16 protein-coding genes are annotated in these 14,859 nt (G+C 71.2%); 9 read left to right on the top strand and 7 right to left on the bottom strand.

Annotation, left to right across the window (positions count from 1 at the left end):
• Window positions 1-27 precede the first annotated feature (27 nt).
• The 3 genes from ACTWPV_RS42835 to ACTWPV_RS42845 all read left to right on the top strand — a co-directional run bounded on the left by ACTWPV_RS42835 (window position 28) and on the right by ACTWPV_RS42845 (window position 1,330).
• Window positions 28-690 carry a Crp/Fnr family transcriptional regulator gene (locus tag ACTWPV_RS42835; RefSeq protein ID WP_347650213.1) on the top strand — a complete coding sequence of 221 codons (663 nt, stop codon included), beginning with the start codon at window positions 28-30 and terminating at the stop codon, window positions 688-690.
• Between the two features lie 98 nt (window positions 691-788).
• A complete protein-coding gene (locus ACTWPV_RS42840) occupies window positions 789-1,013 on the top strand; it encodes a hypothetical protein (protein ID WP_347779006.1) in 225 nt (74 codons plus the stop codon).
• Window positions 1,010-1,330, top strand: coding sequence for a type II toxin-antitoxin system PemK/MazF family toxin (locus tag ACTWPV_RS42845; RefSeq protein WP_443156167.1), 321 nt, complete (start codon window positions 1,010-1,012; stop codon window positions 1,328-1,330). Before ACTWPV_RS42840 ends, ACTWPV_RS42845 begins: the two co-directional genes overlap by 4 nt.
• On the opposite strand, the gene ACTWPV_RS42850 is transcribed toward ACTWPV_RS42845, so the two are convergent.
• Both ACTWPV_RS42850 and ACTWPV_RS42855 read right to left on the bottom strand, forming a co-directional pair.
• On the bottom strand, window positions 1,323-2,072 hold the full coding sequence (locus ACTWPV_RS42850) for a methylenetetrahydrofolate reductase (protein ID WP_443156168.1): 750 nt from the start codon (window positions 2,070-2,072) through the stop codon (window positions 1,323-1,325). The genes ACTWPV_RS42845 and ACTWPV_RS42850 overlap by 8 nt on opposite strands.
• 11 nt (window positions 2,073-2,083) lie before the next feature.
• Window positions 2,084-2,614 carry a TetR/AcrR family transcriptional regulator C-terminal domain-containing protein gene (locus ACTWPV_RS42855; protein WP_443156169.1) on the bottom strand — a complete coding sequence of 177 codons (531 nt, stop codon included), beginning with the start codon at window positions 2,612-2,614 and terminating at the stop codon, window positions 2,084-2,086.
• A gap of 50 nt (window positions 2,615-2,664) precedes the next feature.
• Between ACTWPV_RS42855 and ACTWPV_RS42860 the strand changes: the two genes are divergently transcribed.
• Window positions 2,665-3,954: an MFS transporter gene (locus ACTWPV_RS42860; protein WP_443156170.1), complete on the top strand. Its 1,290-nt coding sequence runs from the start codon at window positions 2,665-2,667 to the stop codon at window positions 3,952-3,954.
• Here ACTWPV_RS42860 and ACTWPV_RS42865 read toward each other — a convergent pair.
• Window positions 3,915-5,795 carry an ABC transporter ATP-binding protein gene (locus tag ACTWPV_RS42865; RefSeq protein WP_443156171.1) on the bottom strand — a complete coding sequence of 627 codons (1,881 nt, stop codon included), beginning with the start codon at window positions 5,793-5,795 and terminating at the stop codon, window positions 3,915-3,917. The two genes, ACTWPV_RS42860 and ACTWPV_RS42865, sit on opposite strands and share 40 nt — an antisense overlap.
• A gap of 34 nt (window positions 5,796-5,829) precedes the next feature.
• Window positions 5,830-7,914, bottom strand: coding sequence for a PhoX family protein (locus ACTWPV_RS42870; protein ID WP_443156172.1), 2,085 nt, complete (start codon window positions 7,912-7,914; stop codon window positions 5,830-5,832).
• A 114-nt stretch (window positions 7,915-8,028) separates the two neighbouring features.
• Between ACTWPV_RS42870 and ACTWPV_RS42875 the strand changes: the two genes are divergently transcribed.
• Window positions 8,029-8,466 (top strand): sterol carrier family protein, encoded by a 438-nt coding sequence (locus ACTWPV_RS42875; protein ID WP_443156173.1) that lies wholly within the window; start codon window positions 8,029-8,031, stop codon window positions 8,464-8,466.
• Here the strand turns inward: ACTWPV_RS42875 and ACTWPV_RS42880 are convergent.
• Window positions 8,463-9,830 (bottom strand): hypothetical protein, encoded by a 1,368-nt coding sequence (locus tag ACTWPV_RS42880; RefSeq protein WP_443156174.1) that lies wholly within the window; start codon window positions 9,828-9,830, stop codon window positions 8,463-8,465. The two genes, ACTWPV_RS42875 and ACTWPV_RS42880, sit on opposite strands and share 4 nt — an antisense overlap.
• A gap of 142 nt (window positions 9,831-9,972) precedes the next feature.
• Here ACTWPV_RS42880 and ACTWPV_RS42885 point away from each other — a divergent pair, with 142 nt between their 5' ends.
• The 4 genes from ACTWPV_RS42885 (at window position 9,973) to purM (ending at window position 13,728) form a co-directional block, all read left to right on the top strand.
• On the top strand, window positions 9,973-10,380 hold the full coding sequence (locus ACTWPV_RS42885; RefSeq protein ID WP_347650203.1) for a MarR family winged helix-turn-helix transcriptional regulator: 408 nt from the start codon (window positions 9,973-9,975) through the stop codon (window positions 10,378-10,380).
• Between the two features lie 91 nt (window positions 10,381-10,471).
• Window positions 10,472-11,218 carry an SDR family NAD(P)-dependent oxidoreductase gene (locus ACTWPV_RS42890; protein ID WP_347650202.1) on the top strand — a complete coding sequence of 249 codons (747 nt, stop codon included), beginning with the start codon at window positions 10,472-10,474 and terminating at the stop codon, window positions 11,216-11,218.
• Window positions 11,219-11,269: 51 nt separating this feature from the next.
• Entirely contained in the window at window positions 11,270-12,706 is a 1,437-nt protein-coding gene (gene purF / locus ACTWPV_RS42895) for an amidophosphoribosyltransferase (RefSeq protein ID WP_443156175.1), read from the top strand.
• The gene (purM, locus tag ACTWPV_RS42900; RefSeq protein ID WP_347650200.1) at window positions 12,703-13,728 is read left to right on the top strand and encodes a phosphoribosylformylglycinamidine cyclo-ligase; all 1,026 of its coding nucleotides are present in this window, start codon (window positions 12,703-12,705) and stop codon (window positions 13,726-13,728) included. Before purF ends, purM begins: the two co-directional genes overlap by 4 nt.
• A gap of 4 nt (window positions 13,729-13,732) precedes the next feature.
• On the opposite strand, the gene ACTWPV_RS42905 is transcribed toward purM, so the two are convergent.
• Window positions 13,733-14,287: a CGNR zinc finger domain-containing protein gene (locus ACTWPV_RS42905; protein ID WP_443156176.1), complete on the bottom strand. Its 555-nt coding sequence runs from the start codon at window positions 14,285-14,287 to the stop codon at window positions 13,733-13,735.
• 343 nt (window positions 14,288-14,630) lie between these two features.
• A complete protein-coding gene (locus ACTWPV_RS42910) occupies window positions 14,631-14,858 on the bottom strand; it encodes a DUF3073 domain-containing protein (protein ID WP_132508344.1) in 228 nt (75 codons plus the stop codon).
• Window position 14,859: the final 1 nt, after the last annotated feature.

The following is a 14,859-nucleotide window of genomic DNA, read 5'->3' on the forward strand; positions in this document are numbered from 1 at the left end:
GGCACCCCGTACCGACATAATCGGGCCATGAAAGCAGAGCCCGGCGAGTTCCTGTCCCTGCTCACCGACGAGGAGGCGGCGGCGCTGCGCGCGGCGGGCCGGCTGCGCCGCTGGGACCGCGGCACGACCGTCATCACCGAGGGCGACACATCCGACTGGGTGCTTGTGCTGCTGGAGGGCCGGGTGAAGGTCTCCTCGCACACGAGCGGCGGCAACGAGGTGGTGCTCGCCGTACGCGGCCCCGGCGGGCTGATCGGCGAGCAGTCGGCCATCGACGGCTCGCCCCGCTCGGCCACGGTCACCACGCTGGAGCCGGTCACCGGCGTCGTCGTCCGCGACTTCGTCTCCTTCCTCGAGTCACACGGGCGCGTCGCGGTGCTGCTCATGAAGCTCGTCAGCGAGCGCCTGCGCGACTCCGACAGGAAGCGCATCGAGTACGGCGCCTTCGACACCACGGGCAGGGTGGCGACGCGGCTGCTGGAGCTGGCCGAACGCTACGGCGAGCAGACCACCACCGGCGTACGCGTGGCGCTGCCCCTGTCGCAGGACGAGCTCGCGGGGTGGACGGGCTCCTCCCGCGAGGCGGTCAGCAAGGCGCTGCGCACGCTGCGCGACCGGGGCCTGATCGAGACGGGGCGGCGGCGCGTGGTCATCCACGACGTCGAAGGGCTGCGCCAACGCGCCCGTTGACCCCGGCGGCAGGTCAGCCGTACGTCGTACGTGATCAACGGGAATGGTCGCGGCACCTTCAGCCCGCCGTGTATTACAAATCGTATTACGCTGAATTCATGGGAACTCTTAACGTTCGCACTGATGAGGCGATGGAGACGGCACTCCGCGCACTGGCCGGAGAGACCAGAAGCCGATCCGAAGCCGTTCGTTACGCCATACTCCACACCTATAAGGAGATGCTGCTGGAGCAGGCGGCCGCGGATGCGGATCGGCTGCGAAACGATCCGGACGACCAGGCCGAGATGCTGGCGATCCAGCGTTTCATGGGTGTAGCCGAGTGACATTCCGGGGCGCGATCCATGAGATCAAAGCGCTCCCCGGAGCACGGGATCATGAGCAGCAAGGCCGCCGCTACGCCGTGATCATCCAGTCGGACAGCTTCACCACCAGCACGATCACCGTCGCGCTGACCTCGACAAGCGCCGGGCCGGCAATCTACCGGCCCGAGATCGAGTTCAAGGGGACGAAATCGCGTGTGCTGACGGACCAGATCTATTCCGTGTCGCCGTCGAGGCTGGGCGACTTCAAGGGCGGGCTCGAAGCACATGAGGTCGCGGAGCTTGAGCGCGCTCTCATGCTGAGACTAGGTCTCATCTGAGGGCGGGGGCGAGCAGGCGTTCGACGTCGCGGTAGCGGGAGACGGGGATGAGGTGCACGCCGTCGAAGGCGCCGGAGTCGCGCAGGGCCAGCACCTGCTCGCAGGCCGCCTCCACGCCCGCCTGGCGGTCGGCGGCCACCTGCTCCACCAGGGCCTCGGGCAGCGCGATGTCGGGGATCGCGGCGGCCAGGCCGCGGGCGTGATTGGCGCTGGCCAGCACCATGACGCCCGCGTAGACGGGCGCGTCCACCGGGTGCGCCTCGCGCCAGCGCAGCTGGGCCTCCACCGAGAAGGAGACCTGGAGGAAGAGGAAGTCGGCCGCGCGTTTCCAGGCCGGCAGCGGGCGTAGCCCCGCGGCGGCGCCCAGGCGGGAGCCGGGCGAGAACTCCCTGGCCTCGGCGATCATCGAGCGCACCGTGAGATCGCTCGTACGGTTGCCGCTCGCCGGCTTGTCGCCGTAGACGAACAGGAACTGCTCGACGCCGTACGCGGCCGCCGTCAGCAGGTCACGGCGGAAGCCGAGCAGGTTGCGGTCGCGCGAGTTGAGGCAGGCGATGCCGCGCCCGCCCATCGCCTCGACCTCGTGCGCCACCGCGACGCTCGACACGGTCGCGCGGCCGATGTGGTTGTCGGGGATGAGGAAGGCGTGGGCGACCTTGCTCATGGTGCCGATCTGGTGCCTGACGTGCTTCAGATCGGGCTTGGTCGGGGGTTCGATCTCGCAGATCAGCTCGAAGGCCATGAATCACGACTCTAACGCCGGGCCGCCAGCGCTTCTATGCCGCTGAGCACCAGGTCGACGCCGAACGTGTCGTACAGGTGCGGGTCTTTCCGCTCGACCAGGGGGGCGGCCATCTCCACCAGGTGCGGGTAGCTCTCGACGGGCAGTGACTGCAGGTCGAACCGCTTGCGCTTGACCCGCTGCGCCTCGTCCTCGCCGGCCTGCTGGTTGATCGGGGCGTCGGCGATGGCGATGGCACTGTGCAGCAGGTACTGCGTGATCAGGCAGCTCTCCTCCACGCTGAACCCGGCCGCGCGGGTCAGCCTGAGCGCCTGGTCCCAGACGGCCAGGAAGCTGGGCACCGTGACGGCGTCGATGTGCTCGATCACGTGCTTGGCGCAGGGGTGTGTGCGCAGGGTGTGGATCAGGCCCTCGGTCAGGTCGCGCAGTTGCTCCTGCCACGGGCGCTCGTCGGCCGGTTTGGGCGCGAAGCCGCCGATCAGGTGGTCGGCCATGCCGATGATCAGCTGCTCCTTGTTCTTGTAGTGCCAGTAGAGAGCCATCGGGGTGACGCCCAGGTCGGAGGCGAGCCGCCGGATCGTGACGGCGTCGAGTGAGCTCGTACATCCTGCTCTTCGCGGGGCTCATGCTGGCCGGCGGCCGGCTCGCCGACGTGTACGGCGCCCGCCGCGTCTTCCTGGGCGGCCTGACGATCTTCACGTTCTCCTCGCTGGCCGCCGGTCTGGCGACCACCGGCGCGACGCTCATCACCGCGCGAGCCGTCCAGGGCGTCGGCGCGGCGCTGCTCACGCCCACGGCGCTGGCGCTGATCGGCCAGATCTTCCCCGACCCCGTCGAACGCGGCCGGGCGGTGGGCATCTGGAGCTCCGCGGGGGCGCTCTCCATGGCGTTCGGCCCGTTCGCCGGCGGCTTCATCAGCGAACACCTGCACTGGGGCTGGATCTATCTGGTCAACGTCCCGCTCGGGCTGGCGGCCTTCGGCCTCGCGCTCTGGGCGGTCAGGCCCGCCTTCACGCGGGTACGCCGCAGCCTCGACCTGCCCGGCCTGGCCACCTCCGCCGTCGCCCTGGCCGCCCTGACGTACGCGCTCATCGAAGGGGAGGCGGCCGGCTGGACCTCGCCCCCTATCCTGGCCGCGTTCGGCGTGTCGGCGGTGGCGGGCGCGGCGTTCCTGCTGGCCGAGTCGCGGGCCGCCGAGCCGATGGTGGCGATGGCGTTGTTCCGCTCGCGGGTGTTCAGCGGCGGGCTCCTCACCAGCGGGATCTGGTCGTTCGGCGTGTTCGGGATTTACTTCTTCAGCGCGCTGTGGCTGCAGAACGTACTGGGCTTCTCCCCTACCGAGGCCGGCGCCGCGTTCGTGCCGATGGCGCTCGTCATGGCCGTGGTCGCGATGGCGTCGCAGCGCATCAGCGGCCGGCTCGGCCTCGGGCGCACGGTCGGGTTCGGGATGGCGCTCATGGGCGTGGCGATCTTCCTGATCTCCCGCGTCGGCGCCGGCGGCGGCTACATGGACGTCCTCCCCTGGTTCCTGCTGTACGGCTTGGGCGGCGGCATGCTGGTGCCCCTGACCGCCGCGGTGCTCGACGGGATGCCCAAGGACAGGTCGGGCGTGGCCTCGGGCATGCTCAACGTGTCACGTGAGGTGTTCGGGCTGCTCGGCATCACGGTGCTGGGCGCGATCCTGAGCGCCAGGCAGGCCGCAAGCGACCGGGCGCCGCTGCTCGCCTTCCTCGACGGCTACCGGTTCACCCTCGTCGTCGCGGCGGTCGCGATGCTGGCGGGCATCCCGGTCGCGCTCCACTCGCTGCGCAAGCACGCCCCCCGCCACGAGCCCGCCGGGCCTCAAGCCACCGCCTCGGCCACCGCGGGCTCCGCGAACTGAGTGCGGTACAGCTCCTCGTAGCGGCCCGCGGACTCCAGCAGTTCGGCGTGCGTGCCGCGCTCGACCACCCGCCCGTCCTCGATCACCAGGATGACGTCGGCGGCGCGGATCGTGGACAGCCGGTGAGCGATCACCACGGCCGTACGGCCTTCCAGCGCCTCACCGAGCGCCGCCTGAACGGCCGCCTCCGACGTGGAATCGAGCGCGGCCGTGGCCTCGTCCAGGATCACCACCCGGGGCTTGGCCAGCAGCAGCCGGGCGATCGTCAGGCGCTGCCGCTCGCCGCCCGACAGCCGGTAACCGCGCTCGCCCACCACCGTGTCGAGCCCGTCGGGCAACGACTCGATCAGCGCGGCCAGCCGGGCCCTGGTGAGCGCGTCCCACAGGTCGTCCTCGCTCGCCTCCGGCGCGGCCAGGAGCAGGTTGGCCCTGATCGTGTCGTGGAACAGGTGGCCGTCCTGGGTGACCATGCCGAGCGTGTCGCGGATCGAGTCGGCTGTCAGGTCGCGCACGTCGACGCCGCCGAGCCGGACGGCGCCCGCGTCGACGTCGTACAACCTGGGCAGGAGCTGCGCGATCGTGGACTTGCCCGCGCCGGACGAGCCGACCAGCGCCACCATCTGGCCGGGCTCGGCCCGGAACGAGACACCGTGCAGCACCTCGACGCCGCCGCGCGTGTCCAGCGTGGCGACCTCCTCCAGCGAGGCGAGCGAGACCTTGTCCGCCGACGGGTAGGCGAAGCGCACGTCGTCGAACTCGACCGACACGGGGCCCTCGGGCACCTCGCGGGCGTCGGGCTTCTCCTGGATGAGCGGCTTGAGGTCGAGCACCTCGAAGACGCGCTCGAAGCTGACGACCGCGCTCATGACGTCCACGCGAGCGCTGGCCAGCGCGGTCAGCGGGGCGTACAGGCGGGTGAGCAGCATGGCCATCGACACCACCGCGCCGGGGGCGAGCTGGCCGCGCAGCGCGTGGAAGCCGCCGAGCCCGTACACGAGGGCCAGGGCCAGCGCCGACACCAGCGTCAGCGCGGTCACGAAGACCGTCTGCGTCATGGCGGTGCGTACGCCGATGTCGCGCACCCTGCGGGCCCGGGAGGCGAACTCCGCGGACTCGTGCGCGGGGCGGCCGAACAGCTTGACCAGGGTCGCGCCGGGCGCGGAGAACCGCTCGGTCATCTGGTTGCCCATGGCGGCGTTGTGGTCGGCGGCCTCGCGCCGCAGCCGGGCGATCCGGGTGCCCATGCGCCGCGCGGGCACGATGAACACGGGCAGGAGCAGCAGCGCGAGCAGCGTGATCTGCCAGGAGATGGCGACCATCGCGACGAGCGTCAGCGCGAGCGTCACGATGTTGCCCGCCACGCTGGACAGGGTGTCGGTGAACGCCCGCTGCGCGCCGATGACGTCGTTGTTGAGCCGGCTGACCAGCGCGCCCGTACGGGTCCTGGTGAAGAACGCGATCGGCATGCGCTGCACATGGTCGAAGACGGTCGTGCGCAGGTCGAGGATCAGGCTCTCCCCCAATCCCGCGGAGAGCCACCGGTTGAGCAGCCCGATCCCGGCCTCCGCGACGGCCAGGCCCGCGATCATCAGCGCCACCACGACCACCACGCTCAGCGGCTCGGCGTTGAAGATCGCGTCAATGACCCGTCCCGCCAGCAGCGGCGAGCCCACCGCCAGGCCCGCCATCACCACGCTGAGCAGCAGGAACAGCGTGATCCTCCGCCGGTGCGGGCGGGCGAAGGCGGCGATACGCCGGAGCGTCGCCCTGGAGACAGAGCGACGCTCCTGACGGTTGTTCATCGAATACAGCTGGTGCCACGCGGTCATTTCCATGCTCATGGCATGGAGATTAGAGCCTCAGGTTAACTTGAGGTCAAGAGCCGATCTTCAGGCCCTTCTCGTGCCAGACGACCGCCACCGACGGGCGCGGCTGGTCGCCGTCGGGCCAGCGGCTGCCCGGATTGTCCGGGCTGGCCCCGTCGATCTCGCCGGGGTGCTGCACCGCGACGAACACGCTGCGCTGGTCCTTCGTGACCATCGGGCCGCACGTCTCGGCGCCGACCGGAACCGTGAGGAACTGGCGCAGATGGCCGCGCTCCCTGCCGCGTACCGGCATCACGAACAGCCCGTCGTTGGTGCCGAGCGCATTGCCGTCCGTGGAGATCCACAGGTTGCCGTCGCGGTCGAACGTCACGTTGTCCGGGCAGGAGATCGGCGAGACCTTCTTCTTGTCGTAACCGGCGAAATAGGTGTTCGCGTCGTTCGGGTCGCCGCAGACCAGCGGCACCGACCAGGAGAACCTCTTCGCCCCGGCGTCGTCGCGCCGCTCGACGATCTCCAGGACGTGGCCGTGCTTGTTGGCGGCGCGCGGGTTGGCCTCGTCCGCCTGGGCAGCGGTGCGGTCGGAGTTGTTGGTCAGCGCGACGTACACGCCGCCGGTGACCGGGTTGCGCTCCATGTCCTCAGGACGGTCCATCTTGGTCGCGCCCACCTTGTCGGCCGCCACCCGCGTGTAGACGAGCACCTCCTCCGCGGTCATGCCCTTCACGTACGACCTGTCGCCCGAGACCAGCGGGATCCACTCGCCTGAGCCGTCGAACTCGCCGTCACCTGGCAGCTTGCCGGACCCGTCGATCTCCTCCTGGCTGTCGCCGGTGAACCTGGCGACGTACAGGGTGCCCTCGTCGAGCAGGTCGCGGTTGTGCCGGTCGGCCCCCTGCCGGTAGCGCTCCTTCGAGACGAACTTGTAGATGTACTCGAAACGCGAGTCGTCACCCATGTAGACGACCAGGCGGCCGTCCCGGGCCAGCGTCGTGGTGGCCGCCTCGTGCTTGAACCGGCCGAGCGCGGTGCGCTTGACCGGCGTGGAGTCGGGGTCGAACGGGTCGATCTCCACGATCCACCCGAACCGGTTGCACTCGTGCGGGTGCCTGGCCAGGTCGAAACGCTCGTCGACCCGGTCGAAGCGGCGGCTGATCTCCGGCGTGCCCTCCGCGATCGTGTAGCGCTCGACGTACGGCTTCTGCTTCGCCGGCACCTTGTCGCCGTTGACGAAGTACTGGTCGAAGTTCTCCTCGGCGGTCAGCACCGTCCCCCACGGGGTCGTGCCGCCCGCGCAGTTGTTCAGCATGCCGATGGGCTTGCGGCCCTCGGGGTCGGCGTCCGTCCTGAGCAGGTCGCCGCCCGCCGCCGGCCCGGAGAACTTCATGGGGGTCTCGGCGGTGATGCGCCGGTTGTAGCGGCGACGCCCCTTGGTGACCAGCTTCCACTCGCCGGCGCGGCCCTCCCGCTCGATCTCCACGACCGACCCGCCGTGCCCGGCCAGGCCGATCCTGATCTGCTCCTCCGTGGCCTGCGCGCCGCCCGGGTAGTCGCGGAACATCAGGTTCTCGTCGGTGTACTCGTGGTTCACCCAGAGCAGCGCCCGGTCGCGGCCCATCGGGAACATCGTCACGTAGTCGCAGTTGTAGCCGAACTGCTTGCTCTGCGCCTCGGCGCTCTGGTTGTCGAAGTCGAACGCCGGCGCGTCCGGCAGCACCGGGTCGCCCCACCGCACGACCACCGAGGAGCGGTAGTCCTCCGGGATGGTCAGCTTGTCGTCCTTGTTCGGCCGCACCGGCGTGAAACGGAGGTCGCCGCCCCGCCCGCCCTGTCCACCACCGGGTCCACCCCCGGGTCGACCTCCGGCCACCGGCCCGGGCTCCGCGGCCAGCGCCGGAGCCGCCCCCGCCGCTCCCACCCCCGCCACGAGCGCGCCCAGCGCCCCGGCGCGCAGCACGCCGCGCCGCGACAGCGCCTCCTTCACCACGTCGCCGAAATAGGCGTTGCCGGTGGTGTTGGCCACCTCATGCGCGCACGCGTTGCCGCAGCGGAACTGACACGTCAGCGCGGATCGGCCACCATTGTGCGGGGTGGAGATCAGCGGAAGCAGCCGACCTCCCGCTTCGGGGTTCGACACAGGTCCTCCATCGAAGTGCGGTCGTACGGCCGGGAACGCTACGGCCACCGGCGAAACCACAGGTGAACGAAGACCTCCGTCACGATGAACGCTTCCCGGGGAGACAATGGTCGCGTGCCACCACGCAAGCTCGACCAGGAAAAGTTGAGAACGGCCCTCGACGGCCAGCTCGTCGCCCTCGACGAACCCCCCTACGACGGACCCGCGTCCGCCCTGCCCGACGCGCTCGTGGCCGCCGTGCTGGCCGCCTACGACCGAGGGTTGAAGCCCGAACGCGACGCGGCCAGGCAGGCGGTGCGCCACCTGCTCGACCGGCTGGCGACCGCCGCGCCCGGCAGGACCGTCGAGGTCCGCGTGCCCCCGTACGCGGCCGTACAGGCCATCGCCGGGCCCCGCCACACGCGCGGCACCCCGCCCAACGTGGTCGAGATGGACGGCCGCACGTGGATCGAGCTCGCGCTCGGCCGCCTCACCTGGGCCGATGCGCTGGCCAGCGGTGCCATCTCCGCCAGCGGGGCCCGCGCCGACCTGTCAGCGCACCTGCCGCTCTAACCGCCGCCGCCCATCCAGGGAAACTGGCTCTCGAAACAACGGTCGGCGAGGTCACTGGGAAGTCCGGCGCACTGCTGCGCCACGTTCCACAACCAGATGGCCACGATCGCGAACAGGATCAGCGACAGGACGCTCAGCACGACGCCGGCGATGGCGCGGCCCTTACCGGCGCGTTTGGCGAGGGCCACGCAGCCGAAGACTATCGACAGGATGGCGGTGATCACACCCGTGAAGCACACGAACACCAGGAACGGGCTGGCCACGCCCAGCACGAGCGAGGCGGTGGCCAGGCCGCTGCCCGGCTTGGCCTGCTGGTAACCGGCTCCCGGCATGCCGTACGGGGACTCGGGGCCAGGGCCGTAGCCGGGCGGGCCACCGTACGGGCTGGAGGGCACCGTGCCCGGCACGGTCGGCTCGTCGTCCCGCGGCGTGCCCCCGGCCTGGTACGGCGTCCCACCCCGGCCCTCCGGGCCCGGCCACCCTTCCTGGCCCTGCCGCCGTTCCTCGCTCCGCCAGCCCTCCTGACCCTGCCAGCCTTCCTGACCCTGCCAGCCCTCCTGACCCTGCCGGGCTTCCTGGCCTTCGGGGGTTGGGCGACCCTCCTGAGCCGGGGCGCCGCTCCCTGGTGACGGGGGTCCCCCGGGCGCGCCACCTGCCGGTGGCACGAAGCCCGGCTGGTCATCACCCTGCTCGTAGCGCGACGGCGCGGGCCTGCCCGGCCGCTCCCCCTCTGACGGGGTGGACGTCCAGCCCGGGTACGGCGGCGTGCCACCAGGGATCGGGAACGCCTGGGTCTCCTCGGCGTCACCCCCTGTCGGCTGCGGTACCTCCGGCGAGGTGGGCAGGTCGGGATGGCGGGGTTCGCCGACGGGTCTGGGCTCGTGCGTGGGCGGCACGTCAGGACGCGGCACGATGGGTGGCGCGGGAGCGATCGGCTCCTCGCCCTCCTCACCGGCGCCCTCACCCTGCCGACCGGCGCCTTCGCCCCGCGGCCCCGCGCCCTCGGCCCGCGGTTCGGGGCTCTCGGACTCCGCGTTCCCGAACTCACCGCTGGCGCCCATGGACTCGGCGCCGCCGCCTCCTGCACGCCCGCCGGAGGGCTCGGGCACGTCCGGCGACGCGCCGCCGGTGGGACCGGCGCCGGGCACATCGGCGGACCACTCCTCAGGAGGCCGGTCACCGCCCGTGGGCCCCGGCTCGTACGGTCTGAGCGCGGACCTCTGTTCCTCTTCCTCCAGCGTGCCCTCACGCCACCACTCGGGCTCGTGTTGCGGCGGAACGTGGCGGGGCGCGCCCTCTTCCGGACGGCCCTCGTGCGGATCCTGCCCGCGGCGGGTCTCGTCCGGGTCCCCAGGTGTGGTCACGTCTGCGTCTCCCGACGGGTTTACATGCCGGATACTTCACCCTTTCGCGCAGGGCGACGCCTAAACCGCACGACACGGTAAGAGGCCGCTCATCCTTGGGTCACCATGCGCCAAAGGCCCTGCCCGCGGGCAAGATGGGGGGATGCTGGACGAGACCCTGTCGTATGCGCTGATCAAGGTCGTGAAGACGCATCGCAACCGGATGGCCGCCGCGCTGGCCCCGCTCGGCCTGCACGTGGGGCAGGAGATGCTGCTCAACCAGCTGTGGAAGGAGGACGGCCTGACGCAGGCCGAGCTCATCGCCCGGCTGGGCGTCGAGCCTCCCACCGTCACCAAGACCCTCCAGCGCCTGGAGCGCGCGGGCTTCGTCTACCGGATTCCCGACCCCGCCCGGCCGAGGATCTCCCGCGTCCATCTCACCGGCGCGGGCAAGGCGCTGCGCGAGCCCGTTGAGGAGATCTGGACCGCGATGGACGAGGACCTCCTGCGCGGTTTCGATCCCGGCGAGCGTGACCTGCTCGTGCAGCTGATCCGCCGCGCCATGCCCTGACGTTTCCCCTACGGGCGAAAGCTCCTTGCGTCCGCTCCACCCTTCTAGTTAGCTGGCTAATTAGTCGGCTAATCAAAGAGAAGAGGCTCTCATGCACGCACTGGTCACCGGCGGCTCGTCCGGTATCGGCGCCGCCACCGCGCTCGCCTACGCCCGGGCCGGCGCCCGGGTCACGATCACGTACAACTCGGGCGCCGACCGCGCCGCCGAGGTGGTCAAGCGGATCGAGGAGGAGGGCGGCGAGGCCGCGGCCGTACACCTGGATCTGGAGGACCACGCGACCGTCGCGCCCGCCGTCTCCGCGGCCGGCCCGGTGGACGCGCTCGTGGCCAACGCCGTCCGCTGGGGCACCGTCATGCCCGGCGGCATGGCGTTCGAGGACGTGCCGGCCGCCGAGTGGTCCGCCGCCCTGCACGCCAACGTGGTCGGCAACGCCCTGCTGATCCAGGCGGTGCTGCCGCAGATGCGGCGCAGGAAGTTCGGCCGGATCGTGCTGGTCTCCTCAGGGGCGGCCGAGGAAGGACAGCCGGGCCCCGGCCCGTACGGCACCGCGAAGATGGCGCTGCACGGCATGGCCCGCGCCCTGGCATGGGAGGCGGGCGCGGACGGCATCCTGGTGAACGTGGCCGTGGCCGGACTCACCATCACCGGAGCCCAGCGCCCGATCCCCCAGCACCTGCTGGACGAGATCGCGTCCAGGACACCCACCCGCAGGCTGAGCACGGCTGACGACATGGCGGCGCTGATCGTCTTCCTCGGTTCGGCGGACAACCGCAACCTCACCGGGGAGATCATCCGCGACGGCTCCAATGCGGGCAGGTCAGTCCACACGGGCTGACCCCCGACCCGAGTGTGCGAGCACGGAAGCCGCCGACCTAGACTGAGGTATGTGCTGAAGGGCGACGGCCGTCTCGGCCATGACCTGGACCCCCAAGACCACGCTCCCAAAGACGCCTGTGGCGTCTTCGGCGTCTGGGCGCCAGGCGAGGAAGTGTCCAAACTCACCTACTACGGGCTGTACGCGTTGCAGCACCGCGGCCAGGAGTCCGCGGGCATCGCGGTCAGCGAGGGCAGCCGCATCCTCGTCTACAAAGACATGGGCCTGGTCGCCCAGGTCTTCGACGAGTCGGTGCTGGGCACCCTGCGCGGCCACCTGGCCATCGGCCACTGCCGCTACTCCACCACCGGATCCAGCGTGTGGGAGAACGCGCAGCCCACGCTGAGCTCGACCGAGGTCGGCGGTCTCGCGCTCGCCCACAACGGCAACCTGATCAACACGCCGGAGCTGGCGCAGCGCCTGGCCCCCGGCTCCACCCGGGCGACCACCGACACCGAGGTCCTGACCTCGCTGCTCGCCCAGGACCGCACGCGCACGGTCGAGGAGGCCGCCGCCGAGCTGCTCCCGCAGGTCAAGGGCGCCTACTCGCTGGTCTTCATGGACGAGACGACGCTCTATGCCGCCCGCGACCCGCAGGGTGTGCGCCCGATGGTCCTGGGCCGGCTGGAGCGGGGCTGGGTGGTGGCCTCGGAGACGGCGGCGCTCGACATCGTGGGCGCCACGTTCGTCCGCGAGATCGAGCCGGGCGAGCTGCTCACCATCGACGAGCGCGGCGTGCGCTCGCGCAGGTTCGCGCTGGCCGAGCCTAAGGGCTGCCTGTTCGAGTACGTCTACCTCGCCCGCCCCGACACCACCATCGCCGGGCGCGGCGTCCAGGTCACCAGGGTCGAGGTGGGCCGCGTGCTGGCCCGCGAGCACCCGGTGGAGGCCGACCTGGTCATCCCGACGCCCGAGTCCGGCACGCCGGCCGCCGTCGGCTACGCACAGGAGAGCGGCATCCCCTACGGCCAGGGCCTGGTGAAGAACTCCTACGTCGGCCGCACGTTCATCGAACCCTCGCAGACCATCCGCCAGCTCGGCATCCGGCTGAAGCTCAATCCGCTGCGCGAGGTCGTCGAGGGCAAGCGCCTGGTGGTCGTGGACGACTCGATCGTGCGCGGCAACACCCAGCGTGCCATCGTCAGGATGTTGCGCGAGGCCGGCGCGAAGGAGGTGCACGTCCGCATCTCCTCACCGCCGGTGGCCTGGCCGTGCTTCTACGGCATCGACTTCGCCACCAGGGCCGAGCTGATCGCGGGCTCGCTGACGGTCGAGGAGATCCGCGCCTCGCTGGGCGCCGACTCGCTCGGCTACATCTCGCTCGAGGGCCTGACCAAAGCCACCACGATTCCCGCCGACCGCCTCTGCATGGCCTGCTTCACCGGCTCCTACCCCATTCCCATCGACGAGGACAACGTGGGCAAGTTCGTCCTGGAGAGCAAGGCATGAGCACCTACGAGGCCGCCGGGGTCGACATCGAGGCCGGCGACCGGGCGGTCGCGCTGATGAAGGACAGGGTGGCGCGGGCGCGCCGGCCCGAGGTGGTCGACGACGCCAGCGGCTTCGCCGGCCTGTTCGACGCCTCGGCCCTGCTGCGCTACCAGCGGCCGCTGCTGGCCTCCTCCACCGACGGCGTCGGCACCAAGGTCATGATCGCCCAGCGCTACGGCAAGCACGACACGATCGGCATCGACCTGGTCGGCATGGTCCTCGACGACCTCGTGGTCTGCGGGGCCGAGCCGCTGTTCATGACCGACTACATCGCCTGCGGGAAGGTGGTGCCCGAGCGCGTCGCGGAGATCGTCGGCGGTGTGGCCGAGGGGTGCCGGCTGGCCGGGGCCGCGCTGGTGGGCGGGGAGACCGCCGAGCATCCGGGGGCGATGGGCCCGGACGAATATGACCTCGCGGGCGCCGGCACCGGCGTCGTCGAGGCCGCCGGCCTGCTGGGGCCCGCGCGGGTGCGCGCCGGCGACGTGGTGCTCGGGCTGGCGTCCTCGGGCGTGCACTCCAACGGCTACTCGCTGGTGCGGCACGTGCTGCGGGAGTCCTCGCTCTCCCTCGACGCCGAGCTGCCCGAGCTGGGGCGGCCGCTGGGCGAGGAACTGCTGGAGCCGACCCGGATCTACTCCCTCGACTGCCTGGAGCTGGCGCGCTCCGCCGAGGTGCACGCCTACGCCCACATCACGGGCGGCGGCATCGAGAGCAACCTGTCGAGGTCGCTGCCCGGCCACCTCGACGCGCTGCTCGACCGCTCGTCGTGGACGCCGCCGGCCGTCTTCGGGGTGCTCGCGGGCCACGGCTCGATCGCGCAGCACGACATGGACCGTACGTTCAACCTGGGGGTCGGCATGGCCGCCGTGGTGGCCGCCGGCTCGGCCGACGAGGCCCTCAGGGTGCTGGCGGCCCGTGGCGTCGGCGCCTGGGTGCTGGGCGAGGTCGTCCCCGGCGAGGGCCGGGCGCGCTATCGCTGACCGGTCACTTGTGCCGCCGGTAATAGCGGGCCACGCGGACGCGGTTGCCGCACAGGTCGGGCGAGCACCAGCGACGTCGCGGGTGGGCCGGGAGGAAGAGCAGGTGGCATCCCGGCCCTTCGCAGCCACGCACCTTGCCGACGTCGGGGTCGGTGAGCAGGGTCACCGCGGCCTCGGCCAGCTCGGTCAGGAGGCGGTCGAGCGGCGGGCCGTCGCGCGCCGTGCCGCGGCGCAGCACCGCGCCCCGCACCTCCACGCGGGGATACGCGGGGGCGACGCGAAGTGCCTGGTTGAGCGCGTCGATCGCCTCGGGCGGTGGCGGTGCGGCCTGGCGCGCCGCCTCCAGGGCCCGCTCCACGTGGCCGCGCAGGTCGCGGACGACGGCCGGGGCGCCGGGGCCGAGCGCGGCCTCGGGGACGGCCAGCCGGCCGGCCTGCTTGGCGAGCCAGGCATGAAGGCCTTCCGCGGTCGCCAGGGCGTCGTGGTCGCCACCCGACGGGGTGCGGACGCCCGTGTTGACCAGGTCGAGTGCGAGAGGCTCACCCGTCAGCAGATCCATGCGCCTAATGGTAGGACCTCGCTCTTGACGCATTAGCCACGGAGGGCGTCCGCCTCGGGCTCGTACAGATCCTGGGTTCCGGGTGATCGCACACGGGACGCACGCCATCGGAGCGACCTCGCGCTCCGTCCCGAAGGCGGGCCCCGTCACGCGAGCGCTGCCAGGCCGCACCGGGTCGCGGCGCGGGGGGGGTACCTGATCGTCGCCCCGATCTCCTCGATGAGCCGGCCACGAAAGCGGGCCTACGTGACGAAAGCCCCACGGTTACCCGTGGGGCCCGACGAGTGCGAGCGATGATCCGGCGTGCACGCCGGATCCTGCGCCACGTCACCCAGAAGAACGGCTATCGGCGGCCGGCACGGCCGTCGTCGTCGTCTCCTGCGCCATAGTCATCGGCGTAATCGGCATAGCGATCCGCCAGCTCATCGTTGAGGTCGTCGGCGTCGTCATTGCGGCTGGAGTCTCCGACCCCGAGTTCGTCGCGAAGACGGTCAAGATCCGTGCCACCGCTGTTGTACTTCAGCTGGCGAGCAACCTTGACCTGCTTGGCCTTTGCTCGGCCGCGCCCCATT

Source organism: Nonomuraea sp. KM88 (genome assembly GCF_052245635.1).
Classification (GTDB): domain Bacteria; phylum Actinomycetota; class Actinomycetes; order Streptosporangiales; family Streptosporangiaceae; genus Nonomuraea.